This window comes from Janibacter sp. CoH_79_TC_3, from assembly GCF_058197955.1.
On the sequence record NZ_JBXWIV010000002.1, the window covers coordinates 190,911 to 211,692 of the forward strand.

General features: G+C 43.5%; 13 protein-coding genes. 5 read left to right on the top strand and 8 right to left on the bottom strand.

Going from position 1 to position 20,782, the window contains the following annotated elements:
- Positions 1 to 4 precede the first annotated feature (4 nt).
- On the top strand, positions 5 to 1,081 hold the full coding sequence (locus AC2FA3_RS02925; RefSeq protein WP_490508231.1) for a WG repeat-containing protein: 1,077 nt from the start codon (positions 5 to 7) through the stop codon (positions 1,079 to 1,081).
- A gap of 141 nt (positions 1,082 to 1,222) precedes the next feature.
- On the opposite strand, the gene AC2FA3_RS02930 is transcribed toward AC2FA3_RS02925, so the two are convergent.
- Positions 1,223 to 6,073: an NAD-glutamate dehydrogenase gene (locus AC2FA3_RS02930; protein ID WP_490508232.1), complete on the bottom strand. Its 4,851-nt coding sequence runs from the start codon at positions 6,071 to 6,073 to the stop codon at positions 1,223 to 1,225.
- A gap of 551 nt (positions 6,074 to 6,624) precedes the next feature.
- Between AC2FA3_RS02930 and purD the strand changes: the two genes are divergently transcribed.
- Both purD and AC2FA3_RS02940 read left to right on the top strand, forming a co-directional pair.
- Positions 6,625 to 7,977 (top strand): phosphoribosylamine--glycine ligase, encoded by a 1,353-nt coding sequence (gene purD, locus AC2FA3_RS02935; protein ID WP_490508233.1) that lies wholly within the window; start codon positions 6,625 to 6,627, stop codon positions 7,975 to 7,977.
- A gap of 431 nt (positions 7,978 to 8,408) precedes the next feature.
- On the top strand, positions 8,409 to 9,803 hold the full coding sequence (locus tag AC2FA3_RS02940) for an ABC1 kinase family protein (RefSeq protein ID WP_490508234.1): 1,395 nt from the start codon (positions 8,409 to 8,411) through the stop codon (positions 9,801 to 9,803).
- Between the two features lie 146 nt (positions 9,804 to 9,949).
- Here the strand turns inward: AC2FA3_RS02940 and AC2FA3_RS02945 are convergent, their stop codons facing one another.
- Positions 9,950 to 10,621: a DUF938 domain-containing protein gene (locus AC2FA3_RS02945; protein ID WP_490508235.1), complete on the bottom strand. Its 672-nt coding sequence runs from the start codon at positions 10,619 to 10,621 to the stop codon at positions 9,950 to 9,952.
- Positions 10,622 to 10,921: 300 nt separating this feature from the next.
- Between AC2FA3_RS02945 and AC2FA3_RS02950 the strand changes: the two genes are divergently transcribed.
- Both AC2FA3_RS02950 and AC2FA3_RS02955 read left to right on the top strand, forming a co-directional pair.
- A complete protein-coding gene (locus AC2FA3_RS02950; RefSeq protein ID WP_149489466.1) occupies positions 10,922 to 11,119 on the top strand; it encodes a DNA gyrase inhibitor YacG in 198 nt (65 codons plus the stop codon).
- Positions 11,120 to 11,159: 40 nt separating this feature from the next.
- On the top strand, positions 11,160 to 12,341 hold the full coding sequence (locus AC2FA3_RS02955) for an aspartate aminotransferase family protein (RefSeq protein ID WP_490508236.1): 1,182 nt from the start codon (positions 11,160 to 11,162) through the stop codon (positions 12,339 to 12,341).
- 109 nt (positions 12,342 to 12,450) lie between these two features.
- Here the strand turns inward: AC2FA3_RS02955 and AC2FA3_RS02960 are convergent, their stop codons facing one another.
- The 6 genes from AC2FA3_RS02960 to prfA form a co-directional block, all read right to left on the bottom strand.
- Complete coding sequence (locus AC2FA3_RS02960) at positions 12,451 to 13,350, bottom strand: LysR family transcriptional regulator (protein WP_183618283.1); 900 nt, start codon at positions 13,348 to 13,350, stop codon at positions 12,451 to 12,453.
- A gap of 234 nt (positions 13,351 to 13,584) precedes the next feature.
- Positions 13,585 to 15,705 carry a DNA polymerase III subunit gamma/tau gene (gene dnaX, locus AC2FA3_RS02965; RefSeq protein WP_490508237.1) on the bottom strand — a complete coding sequence of 707 codons (2,121 nt, stop codon included), beginning with the start codon at positions 15,703 to 15,705 and terminating at the stop codon, positions 13,585 to 13,587.
- A 156-nt stretch (positions 15,706 to 15,861) separates the two neighbouring features.
- Positions 15,862 to 17,223, bottom strand: coding sequence for a hypothetical protein (locus AC2FA3_RS02970; protein ID WP_490508238.1), 1,362 nt, complete (start codon positions 17,221 to 17,223; stop codon positions 15,862 to 15,864).
- A 113-nt stretch (positions 17,224 to 17,336) separates the two neighbouring features.
- Positions 17,337 to 18,881, bottom strand: a complete 1,545-nt coding sequence (gene lysS, locus AC2FA3_RS02975; protein ID WP_490508239.1) for a lysine--tRNA ligase — start codon at positions 18,879 to 18,881, stop codon at positions 17,337 to 17,339.
- A 129-nt stretch (positions 18,882 to 19,010) separates the two neighbouring features.
- The gene (locus AC2FA3_RS02980; RefSeq protein ID WP_490508240.1) at positions 19,011 to 19,499 is read right to left on the bottom strand and encodes a hypothetical protein; all 489 of its coding nucleotides are present in this window, start codon (positions 19,497 to 19,499) and stop codon (positions 19,011 to 19,013) included.
- 34 nt (positions 19,500 to 19,533) lie between these two features.
- On the bottom strand, positions 19,534 to 20,622 hold the full coding sequence (prfA, locus tag AC2FA3_RS02985; RefSeq protein ID WP_201546432.1) for a peptide chain release factor 1: 1,089 nt from the start codon (positions 20,620 to 20,622) through the stop codon (positions 19,534 to 19,536).
- Positions 20,623 to 20,782: the final 160 nt, after the last annotated feature.

Below are 20,782 nucleotides of genomic sequence, written 5' to 3' on the forward strand. Positions count from 1 at the left end.
TGTTATGCACATTATGATTCAGCTTACTCATATGAATGCGCGACCGATGATGGTAGGTATCTTCACAATCATCGCTGTTATTTTAAATTTTACCCCTGCTTATGCAACAATTAGCTGCGCCGGTTATTTACCCAGTAGTTATTTTGAGCGTATCGAAAATAATAAGCCTTTTGCTGGCAAGTTAATCGAATTAACAGATGGCACGCAGCAGCTACACGATCTAAATGGCATTGACGGCACTGTCATCACGGATAATTTGTTTGATGCTTATATAGTGATGGATAAATATGTATTAGCTCAGCAAAATGGTAAATACGGCGTTGTTAATGCGGCTGGCAAGATAATTGTGCCTTTTACATATGATGAGATTCAAACCGAACCGGATATTGCCACCAGCTTTATTGTCAGCGTTAAGTCATCAGATGGTAAGACCAAACAGGGTATTATCAATCGCCATGGCGGCTGGGTTTATCCGTTAGACAATGCTCATATCGAGCATGCGCATTACGATTCTGATTATGACCAAGATTATTTTATAGTTACTAACAATAATGAGCTGACAGGATTGCTTGATGATAGAGGCTACTGGGCTGTAATACCGCAATATGATACGATTCATCCGTTAAATGCTTGTACAGGCGAGCCTTTATACCTACAAGTCAGCTTTAAAAATAAAACGGCGCTTATTGACCAAAACAATGATGTCATCATTCCACTCGCTGCCAACCAACATATCGAATCTTTTAATAATTCTGCCAAGCCGCTACTATTTTTACGCAGCACGTTAGTTACTGGTAGCACCGCTACTGGCATGAGTGAAGATATTCAAGAGGATATTGTTAGCGCTCAAATTATCGACGCTAATGGTAAGTTAATCCTCGCATCAGACGCACCGATTAGAAAACTGCTATATCATCAGCTCTATACTTATAAGCAAGCGGGTAAGTTTGGGGTCATTAATGATAAAGGTGAAGTGATACTAAAACCCCAATTTGACAGTTATCGTGATGATGCGGATAAAGTATGGCTTGAAAAGAATGGTAAAATGCTGCGTTTAAATACCTTCGTAAAGGTAGATTAGCGCTTTTATCATTTTTATTGCTTCTATTTATTATTTGAGCATTAGAGAATAAAAAACCACCGTTAACTCATAACGGTGGTTTTTTTAATCAAACGATGGGCTTATTGTATATAAACACTTAGCCAGCTTTCTATTTGCTCACTATTTAGTTACGAGGCCACTAAGCTCACTCATTAACACTGATAACGTCGATAAGCTGATAGTACTCTCATCATTGCTATCGATTTTTTGCATCTCTGCAGTGACGGCGTCAAGCTGGCTGGCATGACGTGATTTCCAGTCATTAAAGGCTTGCTTAGCATCAGATTGTGTCAATAAGGTATCCATCAGCATACGTAAGCTGCGCGAGACTTCGTTGACGAGGGCGTGACGCGCGCGGCGATCCCAGTGGTCTTGCTGCGGTAACGTGGCAATATTGTCCATCATCCAATCTAACTGCAGGACATGATATGCCTCAAAGTATAAGGTCGCAATCTCATCAACTGGGCGCTCATACTGCTCAGCCAAAAGCGCGGCATCAAGCGCATCGACATGATAAGGCAACATTGCAAACATCGCCGCATCATTAGCAGAGAGGTCATCTGCCATCAAGCTTGTGACGTCTTCTTGCAAGTATTCTGAGAATTGCTGCTCGATAAAACCACCGGATTTGGTCAATTTCTCGACACTGTCCTCAAAGCGATTGATCATATCAGCAACTTGCAACTCTTGACCAAAGACATTGATAAACCACACCACACCATTTTCGAGGGCATCACGCAGACGCAGCTCAAGCTCGAGCAGCAAGGTCGCATCGACTTGATTGTCCAGCGACTCAAGCAGATCCCATGCTTTTGACACATGGAAGACGTCACGTGCAATCGCATAACCACGTGCAATAGTGGCGAGTGTTTGTCCCGTTTCTTCATGCAGTCGGAATATCGCTTCGATACCCAGACGATTGACGATGCTATTGGTCAAATAGGTACTGATAATTTCACGGTGCAGGCGATGTTCTTTCATCTCATCAAAGAAGCGCGATGCCAGCTCATCAGGGAAGTATTGACGCAGCTCATTAACGAAATACGGCGCATCAGGTAAATCTGACGATAATAAATTATCATAAACCCACATTTTTCCGTAAGCCATCATGACTGCCAGCTCAGGATTGGTAAGACCTGTGCCTGACTTTTGGCGTTTGGCAATTTCCTCATCGGATGGCAGATACTCAATGGCGCGGTCCAAACGACCTTCGGCTTCTAACATTTGAATAAAGCGTTGATGATCGCTTAAGTTTGCTGCGGCACGCAGATGGCTAAGCTCAAGCGCTTGCGGTTGTAGATAATTTTGGCGCAGTACCAATTCAGCAACCGTGTCGGTCATAGACTCTAATAACTCATTACGCTGCTTTAAGGTCATATCGCCTTGCTCGACCACTTTACCAAGTAAAATCTTGATATTCACTTCATGATCTGAGCAATTTACGCCGCCCGAGTTATCGATAGCATCAGTATAAATGCGCCCACCCGTTTGTGCGTATTCGATACGCCCTTGTTGAGTAAAGCCTAAGTTACCACCTTCCCCAACGACTGCCGTACGCAGCTCATCACCATTGACGCGCACGGCGTCATTGGCACGGTCACCAACATCAGCATGACTCTCATTCGCGCTTTTCACATAGGTACCGATACCACCATTCCAAATCAGATCAACAGGCGACTTTAATAAGGCACTGATTAACTCATTGGGCGCAAGGCCATCTTCACTGATATCAAATAATGCTTTCATTTCAGGACTGATCGCAATGGTCTTATCTTGACGGGAGAAGACGCCACCACCTTGACTGATGAGCGATTTTTCATAATCGTCCCATGTTGAGCGCGGCATTTCAAACAAGCGTTCACGCTCGGCATAAGACGCTATAGTATCTGGGTTTGGATCGATGAAGATGTGCAGATGGTTAAAGGCAGCAACCAGCTTGGTATGAGTGGATCTCAGCATACCGTTACCAAAGACGTCACCGCTCATATCACCGATACCAACGACGGTAAAATCATCGCGGTTTTGGATGTCCATGCCGCGCATACGGAAGTGGCGTTTTACCGACTCCCAGCCACCGCGTGCGGTGATACCCATCGCTTTATGGTCATACCCAACCGAGCCTCCTGAAGCAAAAGCATCATCAAGCCAAAAGTTATACTCGCTTGATAAAGCATTGGCGATATCTGAGAAAGTGGCGGTGCCTTTATCAGCGGCAACGACTAAGTACGGATCATCCTCATCATGGCGCACAGTATTGGCTGGCGGAACGATTTCGCCGTCAACAATATTGTCAGTGACGTCAAGCATACCGCGGAGGAATGCTTGATAACAGGCAATACCTTCTGCTTGGAAGGCTTCACGACCATCAGCCATGGTTTTGGTCTTAACGATAAAACCACCTTTGGAACCAACTGGTACAATCACCGCGTTTTTGACCATTTGTGCTTTGACCAGACCGAGTACTTCGGTACGGAAATCTTCCATACGGTCCGACCAGCGCAGACCACCACGTGCTACTTTGCCGCCGCGCAAATGCACCGCTTCCACACGTGGCGAATAGACAAATATCTCAAACATCGGTTTAGGTTTGGGTAAGTTTGGAATGTCTGCTGCCAAGAACTTAAACGACAAACGGTCTTTACGTTGCCCATCCGCCTCTCTTTGGTAAAAGTTGGTGCGTACCATGGCGTTAATTAAATCCAAATACCAACGGAAGATACGATCTTCATCTAGGCTACTAACTCCTGCTAGAGCTTTGTTAATTTGCGCCTGAATTTGACTGGTTTTGGTTGCACGTTCACTTTCATCGTATTTAGGATTCATACGCGCATCAAACAGATCAGCCAACGCCACGCTGATATCACTGTTTTTTATCATGGTTTGTTGAATGTAAACACTAGAGAATGGCGCTTTTGCTTGCATCATATAACGTGACAAGGCTCGCAAGACCACCACATCATAAGTGTCTAGCTTGGTAATCAATACCAATTCGTTAAAGGAGTCACTCTCAACACGCCCGGCCCAAATTTGCTTAAGACTGTCTTCAAACTGTGTGCGTACCACTTTCATATCGATAGTATCAACATGCTCTAATAACAGCTCATACTCCTGCATCCAGATAGGCTGCTCTGATAAATCAAACTCATAGGTTTGCGCAGAAATAACCGATACACCGAAATTTTCTAATACCGGTAAGACTTTGGATAAAATGACTGGCTGCTGACGACCATATAGCTTGAGATGCAGCTGATTGCTCGCATCACCCGTTGACTGGTATAAATGCCATATCATCGGTTGCTCGTCCGTCAAGTTAGCCAAACGCTTGGTGTCTTCAACCGCTGTACGCGCATCAAAGCGCTCTTGATAGGCCGCAGGAATATAGTTTAGAAATCGGCGCATTAAGGCATTGGCCTGCTGCTCGCCCACATTATCCAAGAGCATTCTTTGGTAGTTATCGCTCCATGACTGCATAAGAGCCGACAGCTTATCTTGCAATGCCGCCGTATCTACCTCGTTCACTTGACCGGGCACAGTGCGTACATGCACATGGACGCGGGCGTGTTCAGACTCGTTAAATTCCGTCGTGAAGCCGGATGACGTACCGCCATAAGCGTTTTTTAGGACATTTTGTACTTTAATACGCAGTTCGGTATTGAACTTATCACGCGGGATGTAGACCAAGCAGGAGACAAAGCGCTGATAATGATCGACGCGGCTAAATAAACGTAAGCTCTTCTTGTCTTGAAGCTGGCTAATGCCAGATACGATAGGATATAACTCTTCGACGCTGGCTTGAAACAGATCATCACGTGGTAAAGAATTAATAACGTGCATCATTTTATGATAGGCATGGCCGTCACGTGGTAAATCCGCCATCGCCATGATTTTATTGGCTTTTTCACGTAGTAGAGGAATCTGTTGTACGCTTAGCTGATAGGCTTGCGCAGTAAATAGTCCAATAAAGCGATATTCACCGATCAGTTTGCCATTGTCATCAAACTTATGAATCCCCAAAAAATCCATGTATACCGGACGGTGGACTGGCGACACACGGCTTGATTTAGACAGCATCAACACCTGAGGCTCAGTTAATAGCTTTTTAAGGTTACTCGGCAGCTCATCAAAGCTCTTTGAAAGCGCATCCTCGCTACTGCCACGTAATAGACCAAGACCACTATTACCAATTGAAAATAAGTCTAAATCCGTGTTGGCTGCTTGATTAGTCGTGCTATTAACGTCAACGTTACTTCCATCTTCCAAGCGATATTCTCGGTAGCCTAAAAATATAAAATGCTCATCCAATATCCAATCCAAAAATGCTTGAATCTCTTGCTGAGAGTAAAATACTTCAGGTAGCGGCTTAGTAGCCAGCTCCGCTTTTACGTCCATCAATTTAGTACGTATTTGTTGCCAATCGCCAACAACGATATCGAGTGTATCAATTTTTGCGAGCAGCATTTTCTTTAAGGCCGCCAACTCATCATTGTTTTGATAAGCAATTTCACAATGAATCAAAGACATGTGTGAAGTGCCACTTTCCTCTGCGCCTTCGATATGAGTAATACCACCATTTTCATCACGTTCGATATTCATAATGATGTTGTAGGTGCGATGGACGTCAATACCTTCCGCTTCTAGGCTCATCAAAAGGGTGTCTACTAAAAATGGTCTATCGTAAGCGACTATTTGAATAACCGTATGCGAGCTATGAAAATGCTGCTCTTCGGCAATAGGATTTAAAATAGCAAGCTGCGGTTGACTACCATCATAGGCTTTGAGAAGGGTAAAGTGATGCAGCGCCATCCCCGCTAAGTCAGTATTACTGATATTTTTTGCGGCTTCTTGATGCAGCGGCTGATAATAGCTATGAATAAAATGGTCAAATAATGATTTGTCCTTTTGTACATAACTGGTGGCAATATCGCTTATTTGGCTAATCCGCTCTTTTGCGATATTTAGGGTGTTAGGCATATCCATTGTCCTTTGTTATAAGTTTGTTGTTCTAGTTTCTTCTGTGACTGACTTATTTTTGCTTGATGCCGATTGTTTGCAGCCATTCATCCATGCTATTTATTAGCAGTATTTTTGTACCCCGCTTCTATATAACCATGCTTCTACACAACCGTAGTTCTGTATCATCGTGCTTATTTAGCATACGTATCGGGTATGTAGTTAATCTCCCTTTTTTAAAATACTCGTTAAATTTTACTGGCATTCAATGGCTCAAATTGTGTATCTCATAAATAGCCATTCGCGGGTCTTTCCTGCTGCCGATCTATTAAAGTGTAACGCACCTAAGCGCATAGCTAAAGCGTACAACATCATTTCATGAATCATCAATATGTCGATAACCTTTAATAATGAGACAATAACATCCTAATGTAGTCTAATACTTGCTGGCAGGTGGATACTCATGACAATCACGGCATTTTTTTGTTAGAATACCGCAGTATATTGAACCGTGTTCTACTGGCTCAGTACTCACTCACACATTATGAATTTTAATGCTAAGGGCAAGACGTATGATGAATATTTTGGTGATTGGCTCAGGTGGTCGCGAACATGCGCTAGCATGGCAGTGTGCAAAAGACGACAACGTACAAAACATCTATGTTGCGCCCGGTAATGCTGGCACTGCCCTTGAACCTAAATGCCAAAACGTCACGTTAGAGGATTCAGCCAATACTAACGAACACAGTGCAGTCATCGAATTTTGCCAAAATAATGCCATAGACATGGTTATTGTTGGTCCAGAAGCACCCTTGGTGACAGGTATTGTCGATGCTTGCCGTGCTGCTGGTATCAAAGCGTGGGGTCCAACCGCTTATTGTGCGCAGCTAGAAGGCTCAAAAACCTTTGCGAAAGAATTTATGGAACAAAACAATATTCCTACGGCTGCTTATCAAGGGTTCACAGACGCTGCTGCTGCTAAAGCTTATATTGATGAGCAAGGTGCACCGATTGTTATCAAAGCCGACGGTCTTGCTGCGGGTAAAGGCGTCATCGTTGCTGAAACCATCGAACAAGCACATGAAGCAATTGATGATATGCTTGCCGACAATAAATTTGGTGATGCAGGTAGCCGCGTGGTCGTTGAGCAGTTTTTGCAAGGTGAGGAAGCCAGCTTTATTTGTATGGTAGATGGTGAAAACATCTTACCAATGGCAACCAGTCAAGACCATAAGCGTGCTTTTGAAGGCGATACTGGTCCAAATACAGGCGGCATGGGCGCTTACTCTCCTGCGCCAGTCGTCACTCAAGACGTTCATGACAAGGTGATGACGCAAGTCATCCAACCTGTCGTTGAGGCGATGAAAGCCGCCGGTCATCCTTATACGGGATTTTTATACGCGGGGCTTATGATTGATGATGCGGGCGACCCATATGTGATTGAATTTAACTGCCGTTTTGGTGACCCAGAAACACAGCCTATTTTGATGCGTTTGCAATCATCGATGGTTGATTTGGTCGCACAAGGATTGGAAGGTAAATTACCGACCGAAGCCAAATGGGATGATCGCCCTGCTCTTGGTATTGTCGTTGCTTCAAAAGGCTATCCTGAAACTTCATCAAAAGGTGATGTAATTGCAGGCTTACCAGAGTTAGATGCAGACAATCAAAATGCGGTAAAAGTCTTCCACGCAGGTACTGCCTTTAGTCATGCTAAGTTGGACAATATCAATCCTGATGTAACAACTCACAGTAAAAAAGAAATTGTTACCGATGGTGGGCGCGTATTATGTGTGACTGCGCTAGCAGATACTATCTCAGGAGCGCAGCAAGCAGCATTGGCAGTCACTGCTGCGATTAGTTTTGATGGTGCGCATTATCGCCGTGATATCGGGCACCATGCTATTGCTCGCGAAAACGTTTAATACAATTGAGCTGATTTAAGGGTTCTATCTTAGAAGTTCCGTTTTTTAAAAGTTCTGTTTTAAAACTTATATCGTTTTTGTCATAATCCGACCTAGTGTAATGCTAGGTCGGATTTTTTGACTGCGCATTTTTTATCATCTTATTTTAAAAAATTTATCTTTGACGGCTTAGTGTTAGAATAAAGATCATTATTGTGGTGCTTAATTTTTAGCGCTTTAATGCTTAGTAGTAGCTTTTTACTTAACAATTAATTAATAGGCGTACTTTTAATAAGCATATTTTAGCTTACAAAGTAACTGTTCATGCTAAGCTCAGGCATCTCAAACTACCTCCCATTATGTGATACAATTTTGTACCAGTACGTCGCATCTCCTTGTATTGTCGGTTTTACGCCCGCAAATCAATAGCAACCGGATGAATGATTATATTTATGGCAAATGACACCTCTAGACCTTCTAATAACAAGCAATCTATCGATAACTTAAAAACCTCGGGTTTTGAGCGCCGGATGTCCATTGCGAAAACTTCCTTAAATATCGGTCGTCGTTGGGCAGGTAATAGCGTGTCTGGTATGTTCTTAAACAAAGAAGCACGTACGGCGCGTAACCAAATATTTATGGAAGAACAGGCACATTATTTGGCAGAAGAGCTGGGTAAATTAAAAGGGTCAGTAGTAAAAATTGGTCAAATGCTAGCGATTTACGGCGAGCATATATTACCGCCCGAAATTACGCGTGCTCTGCAAACGCTCAATGATGATACCGCAACCTTAGCATGGCCAAAAATTGAACTGACATTACGACAGTTATTGGGCGCTAAGTTAAATGAGCTTGAGGTTGATCCAGTTCCTATCGGCACTGCTTCCCTCGCCCAAGTGCATCGAGCAACCGTATTGGCAACGGGCGAACAAGTGGTGTTAAAAATTCAATATCCCGGTGTAGCGGATGCCATCAATTCTGACTTGGCTTTATTTAAACGTTTATTAAAGGTCAGTAATATCGTTCCGCAAACACGCGCACTCGATGCTTGGTTTGAGGAGATACGCGACCTACTCCATCACGAAGTCGACTATGAAGCGGAAGCGGCGACCACAGAGCGTTTTTATGAGCGCTTGGCTGAAGATCCTCGTTATATCGTTCCAAAAATTAATCGTACTTACTCAACCAAACGCTTGTTATGCATGTCTTATGAGCCCGGTATCACTGTAGTTTCTGAAGCGCTGCAATTATTACCGCATGAGCGCCGCAGTGCCATTGGTCAGGCGGCTATCGAAATCATGATGCAAGAGATTTTTGTTTGGGGTGAGATGCAGACGGACCCAAATTTTGGTAATTATCTCGTTCGTGTCGCTCCTGATGAATATGAAATCGATAAACTGGTCTTGCTAGATTTTGGTGCCATTCGCCAGTTTGACAATACCTTATTAACGATTGCGCACGGGTTATTACGAGCAGGATACAGTCATGATCATCAGGCAATGAAACAAGCTATGACCGGTTATGATTTTTTCGATAGTATGAGTGATAAAGTCCGTTCTGATATTGCCTCATTGTTTTTATTGGCCACCGAACCTTTTAGTGACCCTGTCCTAAATCCTGACATACCTGATAACTGTTTAGATGAACAGCAGCGTTATATTTGGGCCAATAGTAAATTACATACTCGCCTCTCGAATGATGCCACGCGGGCGATGCAGTCTTTTGAGTTTAACCTACCACCTAAAGAGTTTATGTTTATCAGCAGGAAGTTTATTGGTGCTTATACATTCTTGACAGTGTTAGATGCACATACTGACTCTAATAAATTGGTAAAACCTTTTTTATAATTCGTAAATATTGATATTTTTTGGACCGCTCTTTTGCAGCGGTCTTTTTTATTTCTTACATTCTTTTGCTTAGGCTATTTTATACAAGTATATTAGAAATACGTTCTGATTTTTTGAACTATTATTTTTGTTGTTTTTTGCTTAGGCTATTTACCCTGTGATTCAAGGTTTGCTTGCCATGTATCAAATCTGGTTTGATACCCTTCAGGCTTACGCATGTTTATCTGCCAACATGTCTCACCACGCGCCAAGTATTTAACTTCAAAGTGTGTGCGTTGACTATCACTTGCCACTTTATGGCGCGTGTTCGGTAAGCACCAGAGCTCATTGGCCTGCTGTTCTGCATTATCCATATAGGCTTCTATATTAGTCGCCAGTACCACTTCCCCACCTATCTGCAAACGAGAGAGTAAGAACTCAAAGAAAGGCATGTTCAACCATTGCTGATTAGGATTATGTTGCTCAGGATTGGGATATAATATAAAGATACGCTCGATACTGTTTGGCGCAATGGCATAAACAATCCATGCGATGGCATCCGCATGAATTGCACTTAGATTGCTTGATTTTTGCTGCCCTGCCAATTTAGCAAAGGCCTCGAACTTATTGCGCGTGCGCTCGATGGCTATCAGGTGCTTATCAGGGGTTTGTTGCGCAAAGCTAAGCGCATGTTTACCCTTCCCTGCCCCAATCTCTAACACTAAAGACAGCTCAGCGTCGACCAATACCTGTGGCATGATAAAATCGCGTGGTGCTGAGAGTTTTTGTGGTTGAAAAGCACGCTGCTGCTGATGTGAAAGCTCAAGATGATGAGTCATCTACTATCCTTAAGGTATTTGTCATTTGTCATTATTCGACCACATGCTATTATATAGTCAATCAGGCACGATAGTAAGGCAACGACCTTGCTCATCGAACGACAACCACGAATTGATGAGTGCGATTGACCATTAGTTTGTCATTTTAATGCCATCGTGATTTTACAACCTCTAAATAAATGAATCGTACCAATTTATCTGTTTAGAAAACACCCATTATTCATACTCGCTGTTGATTATAAGCGCTGTTTTGCATAACCGCATTTACTAACATGCCTCTAGGATATACCCACTTTTATTATGACTGAATCTACTTCTAGCACCAATTCCTTACCTAAAACCTATCCTTGTCCAGAGTGCGGCAATCAAACCGCCTGGCAAGACAATAAATATAAGCCGTTTTGTAGTCATCACTGCAAGCTTATCGACTTAGGCGCATGGGCAAACGAAGAATATACCTTACCTGCTGAATCGACGCCGTTTTCTGATGAGCTCTAACCAATCCCTTTAACCTTTCATTATCCCAAGGATGTTTTACATGTCTGCTACTTACCTGATGCCCACTTATAATCGTCAACCAATCAGCTTCACACGCGGTTCAGGCAGTTGGCTTTATACTAAAGATGACACGCCTTATTTAGATGCCTTAACGGGTATCGCAGTATGCGGCTTAGGGCACTGTCACCCAAAAGTTACGGAGGCTATTCAGCAGCAGGCAGCGACCTTGGTACATACCAGTAATTTATTTGGTATCGATTGGCAAGAGCGTGCTGGCGAAGCCTTATGTCATGCCGCGCAAATGGATAGCGTATTCTTTGCTAATAGTGGTGCTGAAGCCAACGAAGCGGCATTAAAACTGGCACGACTCTATGCGCACCAGCAAGGTTTTAAACGCCCAAAAGTTATCGTCATGGAACAATCATTTCATGGTCGTACCTTGCTCTCATTATCAGCAACCGCCAATCCTAAAGCACGTGAAGGTTTTTATACTTTGGATGAAGACTTTATCCGTGTGCCCTTTGGTGATATTGCTGCCATTGAACAAGCAGCTCAAGACCATGATGATATCTGTGCGGTATTTGTAGAGCCTATCCAAGGTGAAGGTGGTCTTAATACCGCAGAAAATGGTTTTACTTACCTTGAACAGATACAAGCCGTATGCGATAACCATAACTGGTTATTTATGTTGGATGAAGTACAAACCGGTAACGGCCGTACTGGCAAGTACTTTGCTTATCAGCATAGCAATGCTCGCCCTGATGTACTAACAACTGCTAAAGGCTTAGGTAATGGTTTCCCTGTAGGTGCTTGCATGGTACGGGGACGCGCCAATGGCTTGTTTGGTGCCGGTAGTCATGGTTCAACATATGGTGGCACACCATTGGCCAGTCGCGTAGTACACAGTGTTTATGAAGTACTTGCAAATGGCGATATCATGGACAATGCCGTCACCGAAGGAAAATTCATCCGTGAAAGTATGATTGATGCACTTGGACAATATGGCGTCAGCACTCGCGGCGCTGGGATGATGATTGGTATTGCTCTTCCTAAAGCGATGGACTGTAGCAAATTGGTTGACCGTGCCCGTGATGAGCAAAAATTGATTATCAACGTCACTGGTGGTCATGTGATTCGTCTGTTGCCACCACTTAATATGAGTCGTGATGAAAGCTCACAAGTGGTCGAGCGTTTGGTTAACTTGTTAAAGCCTTCGTTTTAAACGGTTCATTTAATCAAAGTCTAAAGCTAAAAAAGCCTATAGATAAGTTATCTATAGGCTTTTTAACACTTTAAAAGCATTTTCAAGTAAAGATTATTAAACGCTCGACTTAATTAGCATGAAAATACTTTTTTAACACCTCTAAGCAGCGGGTAATTTTTGCAGGTTGCTGATCACGGTTTAAGGTGACGGCATATAACACAAAACTTGGCAGCTGATAGCCCGTTAACACTTCGACCAAATTGCCACTTTCAAGCTCTTTTTTTACGTCCATTTCCATGATACGAATCAAGCCATGACCTTCTTTTGCTAAAGTCATTGCCATAAAGACGTTATTAGTATGGATACGTGAGTTCATTTTAATACGTGTTTTCTTGCCTGTTTCAGTCTGGGTAAGCTCTACATGACTCGCATCTTTCATAATATCGATACAAATCAGCTGATGGTCTGCCAAATCTTTTGGTGTTTCGATCTTTTTATGCTGACGTAAATACTGCGGTGAGGCGACCAACAGTTGACGCACATCAGATAACGGATGATTGCTCAAGGTTGAGTCATTGATATTGGGGCTCATACGTACCGCAATATCGATACGCTCATCAATCATGTCAATATAATGATTGTCGGCAAAATACGTAATGCTAAGGTCATCATGCGCCGACATCCAAGTAGATAGAGCGGGCAAAATATGATGAACGCCAAGCTCAGGTGTCGTTGCAATACGCAAGCTACCGGCCAGCTCATCACGTAATTGATTGACTTTAATACGCCCTTGTTCAGCGGCGCTAACCACGTCTTTCGCTGCTTCATAAAAGCTTGCACCCGCTTCTGTTAAGCTTAGCTTACGAGTTGAGCGATGCAATAGCACTACACCCAGCTCATTCTCTAAAGAGCGGATTTGCTGACTGACCGCACTGGTTGTGATACCCAGTTCGCGAGCTGAACCACTAAAAGAGCCGTGTCCGACCACACTGGCAAACACAGCCATACCACGTAAATTATCTAACATATTCCCACCTAAGCTGCTTTTTAGTTTTTAATATAACTTAACCATTATAGCGGATTATCATAAATCTTACAGTTTTTTAATATAACTCTGATGGTCAACTAAAAAATCTTCTCCATCGATAAAACCAAAAATATCAAGGCGATAAAGTTATTCCACCTTGATATCTTGGTAAATATAATAAGCTTATTAATAGTTTAGTTATTAAAAAATGCCAAACATAAAATTGCCGATTGTTTAATATAACTGAACCTTACCCATTTTCCCTTCGCCGCGTTCCGTCAAATATTGCATCACAGGTGTATTGAGCAATTTAGACTCCGCAACTGTACGGGCTTCTATAAGGCGTTTTTGTTGGCGGCGCTCAGGGGTCTTATCATCGGACTGCATGACACTGCCATCTATCTGCAAGCTGATGTCCGCTTGCGTAAACTGTTCTTGCAATTTTGCCGCGAGTTGTTGAAAGGTGGCTTGCAAATGCTTGCTGTCCACTGCCGTGACAAAGACGGCTTTATCATTACAGTGACCGGTCATCATCCCTTGACGCGCCAACGCCAATTCATCTGAAGCCAAACTACCAGCTTCGCGAGCGCATTGCAGCCAATAGTCCCATTTTTCTGGTGTCCATTCGCCCGTCAACTCTTGCGGGGCGCAACGTAACAGGGTACGCGGGTCATCAAGCTGGGATAATAATTGAGAATCATTTGCGCTAGGCTCAACAACAGGCTCAGGCTCAACAACAGGCTCAGGCTCAACAACAGGCTCAGGCTCAACAACAGGCTCAGGCTCAACAACAGGCTCAACAACAGGCTCAACAACAGGCTCAGAGTTAACGTTGCTGTCTAACAAATCTAATCTTTCATCATTGCCGTAACTATTATATTGTTCAAATTCAGCATCATCATAGTTTGTGTTGTATGACTCAATCTCATTTTGATTTGAGCTGTCATAATCAGCAATATAGTATTGTAGCGGCGGTATTGATTTCGCTGCTGGTTCTAACTGTGTTTCTGGCTGCGATTCTGATATCGCTTCCACTACTGCTGAGGTTGGCACTGATAAAGAAGCCGATACTGAATGCGCATTAGTATTTAAAAGCGCATTGGTATTTGATACCTCAACGGTATTTGCATTTATTGATGATGTATTAGATTCAGCCGTAGCATGAGTAGAAGTAACGGCTTCTACCGAAGTTATAGAACCAGATAATACAGGGTCAGACGATATAGCAGTATCAGGTACGTTCGCTAAAATCTCATCGACGGGTAACGGACGAAAAGCCAATAGACGTAAAATACACATCTCTAGCGCTTGCATCGGTGTGCTAGCCAGTTTGACGCCTTCACGCGCTTGTACCACGATTTCGTAATACAGCTGTAAGACATCAGGGCTCATATGCTGGGCGAGCTGATTAATCTGCTGCGCTTGTGCCTCGTTTACGTTAAGGGCAACCTCAGGTAGCAGTTGCGTCAATGCCAATTGATGTAGCAGCTCAGCCAAACCATCGAACATGCTGGTCGCATCGACCATTTGCGCACGCATCTGCTCAATATGAGTGGCAACCGCTGACTTATCATGATTATAAATATCTGTGATTAAACGCACCAGATCAGCGGCATCAATTAAGCCAAGCATGGCATTAACTGTCACATCATCGAGCGCACCTTGCCCAAAAGCAATCGCTTGATCGGTCAATGACAACGCATCACGAACCGAACCTTTGGCGGCACTGGCCAATTGCCAAAGCGCAGGCTGCGTATAGCCAACTTGCTCTTGGGTTAAGATATTGGCTAGATGTTCACTGAGCAAACTTTGCGATAAAGGACGCAGCACAAACTGTAAACAGCGCGAGATAATCGTGATCGGCAGCTTTTGCGGATCGGTGGTGGCTAGTAAGAATTTTACATGCTCAGGTGGCTCTTCCAAGGTTTTGAGCAGCGCATTAAAGCTGTGCGTCGACAGCATATGCACTTCATCAATCAGGTATACCTTGTAGCGACCTTGGCTTGGCGCATACGGCACGTTATCAAGTAGCTCGCGCGTGTCTTCAACTTTGGTACGAGAGGCAGCATCAATCTCAATCAGATCAATAAAACGCCCTTGATCAATCGCCACGCAGTTATCACAGACGCCACATGGGGTGCTGGTAATACCGGTATCGCAGTTTAGGCATTTAGATAAAATACGCGCAATGGTGGTCTTACCAACACCGCGCGTACCCGTAAATAGATAAGCATGATGCAGACGATTATAATCAATCGCATTAATCAGTGCTTGTGAGACGTGTGACTGCCCAATCAACTCATGAAAGTTTTTTGGGCGATATTTGCGCGCTAAAACTTGATATTGCTGCGTCATAATGAATGCCAATGTGAGTAGTAATATAAATAAAGCATCAAATCAGCGATTTACCTTAAAACCAGATATCGAAGCCAATTATTCAAACCAAATAGCAAAGCTAAATATTAAAGCTAAACATCAAAACCAAGTATTGAAACTAATTTCTAGAATAACTTATGATTGAGCTCGTAACTCAGCCAACTGTTGGTACAAACGCTGGGTATTTGCATCGATAAGTGAGCCGTGCTGATGAAATGCGTCAAGATGAACTTCGGTATTCACGCTATCTTCACAAGGTCTGACGTCGACACCAATTAAAAACAGATCTTGCATAACAGGCTGCTGCATTTGGGCATTGAGCTCGAATAATAAATCTTGATGACCCGCACGCACCTTGTCGGCACTTAACGAGCTGTTGTCATCTTGCGCATAAAACACCAGCAGATAATGACGCCCAAAGACATTATAAGAATGCTCATGGCGCACGTAGCCCGTCCACCGAGAATCTTGGTCAATGCTTCTGTGAGCCAATATTTTTTCTACCAAACAAGCATAGGTGTACATGGACTCGTCGACCAAAATATCAACTTGCTCTTTTGGCAGTGGCGTACCCGCGTCATAACACTCTCTGACTAAGCTATTAAAAAGTCGATACCACATGCGTGTATTCTTTTGAATCTCTGCCATCAATGCTTTAGCAAATTCCGCCTGCTCAGGCTCTGCCGCTTTTAGTAATCGCGGTTCAATCTGCGCTATCAAGTTATGGCTGACCAGTTGTTTTTGAACTTCAATCGCTCTTTGATGAAAATCTGGCGACTGTGAAAACTGTGCAAGCAAGGTTGATTCGTCTTGAAACGCTTCAAACCCAGCAAGCTTACGGCGATGGAAATCTAAAAATGCCGTCAAATCACTGGGCGTTACCAATTGCTTGAGTATCTCAGTGAAGTTCTGATAGCTAAAGACTTGCAGTACACTTTCTTCATCGTCCAAATCTAGCACACAGTCTTCCGCAAAAAACTGACTACCATATTCATAGCCAACCGCATAAGAGGCGGCTTCTATGGGCTTGCTCTGATGGTTATTACGATAACTATTCTGATAGCTATTTTGATAACCCTTCTGAGCGCTGTTCTTTTCAGCAATCTCTTGATGCTGAACCGACAACGAGGTCAAGCCAATAAAATAAACCGCCTTGTCTGCTGTTGTGTCAGATGCCGATTCATTTTTAGATTTGTTTTTATAAGCAAGCGCTTGATCATTCTTAAGATACAACTGAGCATGCTGCTTAATCAGCTGGTTGACAACGTCTTTTCTCCACGTACGAACTTGAGTACTATCGATATCCTGCCTATCAGCCTGTATCGTTACATCGTTGACGATAAGGTAAACCATGGCATTGGAAAACTCAAAAACAAAATCATAACCCTGAAGATACTCAGGGTCAGTAATTTTGTCTGCGGTTAAGTCGTACAAAGATAAGAAATTCTGCTGAATCATCTGCTGCCAAATCGACGCTGGTACTTGCTGAGTGTCCATAATGTCCCTATACATAAGGTCTCATAAAGAACTTGAGACTATTCCGTTAAAAGTAGAAAACCCTTCTTATATTCAGTTTAGTCTCAGCGTGTATTTATGGCAAGTAAAGCAGTCTAGCTTTCATGCTTACGGCGCATATGCGGGAATAAAATCACATCGCGAATACTGGCTGAGTCCGTAAATAGCATCACCAAGCGATCAATACCGATACCCTCGCCTGCTGTTGGTGGCAATCCATAAGACAAGGCTTCGATGTACTCTTCATCGAAATGCATCGCTTCATCATCGCCAGCGTCTTTTTCGGCGACTTGGCCATGGAAACGCTCGGCTTGATCGGCAGGATCATTAAGCTCGCTAAAACCATTGGCCAGTTCACGACCACCGATAAATAGCTCAAAGCGATCGGTAATCTCAGGATTATCATCGTTGCGGCGTGCCAGTGGTGACGTTTCAGCAGGGTATTCTGTGATAAAAGTCGGCTGACGTAGCTGATGCTCAGCGGTTTCTTCAAAGATAATGGTCTGCAATTTGCCCACACCAAAGATGTCTTTTACTTGTTGTCTAAGGGTCGTTGAAGCATATTCTGCAAGATAGTCACGGTCATTAATGCGTGCCATATCGAAATTTTCTGCATACTTAGCAATCGCATTACACATAGACAGGCGGATAAATGGTGCTTTTAGGCTAATCGCTTCGCCCTGATAAGTCAGCTCAGTCGTGCCCAAGATATCCATCGCTAGCTCATTGAACAAGCGCTCGGTCAAATCCATCAAGTCATGATAGTCAGCATAAGCCTGATAAAACTCAATCATAGTAAATTCAGGATTATGACGGGTTGACACGCCTTCATTACGGAAGCTGCGGTTAATTTCAAATACTTTTTCAAAACCACCAACGACAAGGCGTTTTAGATAAAGCTCAGGAGCAATACGCAGGTATAAAGGCATATCTAACGCGTTATGATGGGTCACAAACGGACGCGCAACCGCACCACCTGGGATAGGATGCATCATCGGCGTTTCAACTTCCATAAAACGCTCATTTAACATAAACTTACGAATACCGCTAATCACTTGACTGCGTATCACAAAAGTATCGCGAGTGGTTTCATTGGTCATCAAATCAAGATGGCGATTACGATAGCGCGCTTCTACGTCGGCTAAGCCATGAAACTTATTTGGCATCGGACGTAATGCTTTGGTTAACAACTCAATCTCTTCAATGTGCACGTACAAATCGCCTTTACCCGAGCGACCGATATAACCTGATACGCCAACGATATCACCCAAATCTAACGATTTTATATCGGCCAATGTCTCTTCATTTAGCTCTTTACGTGCGACGTATAATTGGATGCGACCTGTCATATCTTGGATAACAATAAACGCCCCACGGTTTAGCATGACGCGACCGGCGACATTCACCTGTGTTTTTTCGCCTTTAGCGTCATTATCCGCAATTTCTTGCTTTGAGATACCATCAAAAGCCGTTTGCAAGTCTTGAGCATAATCCGTGCGCTTAAAAGTGTTCGGATAAGGTTGTTTACCCGATGCGACGATATCATCCAACTTAGCTTGCAATTGAGCAATCAGCTCGTTGGCGTCTTCTGGAACTTGCTCTTGGTTATTTTGCTGATTTTGATTATTAGGCTTTGACATAACACTCTCAAAATTATTAGATAATTAAAGGAATAAACGAAAACTATAAATTTAGAATACAGAATTAAAAATTTCAAATAAGACAGTTGAATAATGATGATGCGTTTTTGAAATTAAAAAAGTACCGAATCAATCGACACAGATGGCGGGCTGTGTCACGCCCTCTTCAATCGTTTGATAACAGCCAAACGGGCTACTATCACTGGCGCACTGTCCTGACTGAGTTTTAGCGTTGGCATCTAGAAACTCACCTGTGTTTTTACATTTACCTTGGCAGTCGCTACTGTCTTGGCAAGCTTTGCCCGCATCGGTATAAGTCACCACACATTGATAGCAGCCAAGCATACCTTGCTGCGAAAACGCGCCACCCTTTGCCGTACAAGCTTGTACCATCTCGTTAGGCGGATAAACACAGGCTTGATAAGCAAACGGATCATTTTTATCGTTTGTTGCAGTATCATTTTTTGCACTACTATCGCTCTGCTCTGGCTGTAAGACTGACGTTGATGAAGGCGTAACGCTACAAGCAGATAACCAAAACGACATTAACATCGCAATGATGGTCATCGCGAATTTGTCGAATGGTAATAGTATCGCTGAGCTGGTTATCATATGCATGACGCACGCCTCTCATGGACTTATCAATTTTTTATTAAGCACCACCAATACTCGCCATCAAGTCTGCTTGGTGTTCACGCAGCAGCGCATCTAGTAACTCATCCATATCGCCTTCCATAATCGCATCAAGCTTATACAACGTCAGGTTGATTCGATGGTCAGTCATGCGACCTTGCGGGAAGTTATAAGTACGGATACGCTCTGAGCGATCACCGCTACCGACCAAGTCACGACGTATTGAATCCGCCACATCGACCTGCGCTTGTACTTTTGCTTGTTGGATTTTGGACACCAGCATTTTCATCGCATGCGCCCGGTTTTTATGCTGACTGCGTTCTTGTTGACACTCTACCACGGTACCGGTCGGAATGTGCGTCAAACGTACTGCAGAATCCGTGGTGTTAACGTGCTGACCACCGGCGCCACTTGAACGAAAGGTATCCATTTTAATGTCTGCAGGATTGATATCGACCGTATCATCAATCTCAACCTCTGGCATGACAGCAACGGTACAAGCCGAGGTATGAACACGACCTTGGCTTTCGGTTTCAGGGACACGCTGGACGCGGTGAGCGCCTGACTCAAACTTTAGGCGACCATAAACGCTATTGCCCGACACACGGGTAATAATCTCTTTATAGCCGCCGTGTTCACCCTCATTAGCCGACAGAATATCTACCGTCCAACCTTGAGTTTGGGCATACTTTTGATACATACGAAACAAATCACCAGAGAAAATCGCCGCTTCATCACCGCCCGTTCCTGCACGAATTTCTAAGAAAGCAGGCACTTTATCATTAGGGTCTTTTGGCAACATCATGACGTTAAGCGCTTCTTCCATCTCTACGATAGTGTCACGCGCACTGTCAATCTCGTCCTGCATCATCTCTTTCATTTCAGGGTCTGAAGCTTCCGCTAGCATCACCTCTGCATCCGCTTGATCCGTTTCTGCACGCACATAGTTCTGCCATAATGTCGTGATATCCATCAAGTCGCTGTGTTCGACGGACAATTCACGGAATTTATTATTATCGCTGATGACACTCGGGTCTGATAATAAGGCGGTGACCTCTTCATAACGGTCTACCATCTGGTCTAAACGCAGGCGTAAGGATTCTTTCATAAAAGGACTTTTTTAAAATGAGTAAAATAAGAGAGTGATTATAGCAAATTTTTGCGCTTAATTTAAAACCTCTAAGCAATCTTGCCATTATATTCACAAACTGCTCAATTTATACTCAATTACGCCCACATACCAACCTCTAGTTCTACTTGCTATAGGC

What these genes read in the sequence shown, in the direction of transcription:
- AC2FA3_RS02925 (WP_490508231.1), top strand. Translation starts at nt 5, where the DNA reads ATGCACATTATGATTCAGCTTACTCATATGAATGCGCGACCGATGATG.
- AC2FA3_RS02930 (WP_490508232.1), bottom strand. Translation starts at nt 6,073, where the DNA reads ATGCCTAACACCCTAAATATCGCAAAAGAGCGGATTAGCCAAATAAGC.
- purD (WP_490508233.1), top strand. Translation starts at nt 6,625, where the DNA reads ATGATGAATATTTTGGTGATTGGCTCAGGTGGTCGCGAACATGCGCTA.
- AC2FA3_RS02940 (WP_490508234.1), top strand. Translation starts at nt 8,409, where the DNA reads ATGGCAAATGACACCTCTAGACCTTCTAATAACAAGCAATCTATCGAT.
- AC2FA3_RS02945 (WP_490508235.1), bottom strand. Translation starts at nt 10,621, where the DNA reads ATGACTCATCATCTTGAGCTTTCACATCAGCAGCAGCGTGCTTTTCAA.
- AC2FA3_RS02950 (WP_149489466.1), top strand. Translation starts at nt 10,922, where the DNA reads ATGACTGAATCTACTTCTAGCACCAATTCCTTACCTAAAACCTATCCT.
- AC2FA3_RS02955 (WP_490508236.1), top strand. Translation starts at nt 11,160, where the DNA reads ATGTCTGCTACTTACCTGATGCCCACTTATAATCGTCAACCAATCAGC.
- AC2FA3_RS02960 (WP_183618283.1), bottom strand. Translation starts at nt 13,350, where the DNA reads ATGTTAGATAATTTACGTGGTATGGCTGTGTTTGCCAGTGTGGTCGGA.
- dnaX (WP_490508237.1), bottom strand. Translation starts at nt 15,705, where the DNA reads ATGACGCAGCAATATCAAGTTTTAGCGCGCAAATATCGCCCAAAAAAC.
- AC2FA3_RS02970 (WP_490508238.1), bottom strand. Translation starts at nt 17,223, where the DNA reads ATGGACACTCAGCAAGTACCAGCGTCGATTTGGCAGCAGATGATTCAG.
- lysS (WP_490508239.1), bottom strand. Translation starts at nt 18,881, where the DNA reads ATGTCAAAGCCTAATAATCAAAATCAGCAAAATAACCAAGAGCAAGTT.
- AC2FA3_RS02980 (WP_490508240.1), bottom strand. Translation starts at nt 19,499, where the DNA reads ATGCATATGATAACCAGCTCAGCGATACTATTACCATTCGACAAATTC.
- prfA (WP_201546432.1), bottom strand. Translation starts at nt 20,622, where the DNA reads ATGAAAGAATCCTTACGCCTGCGTTTAGACCAGATGGTAGACCGTTAT.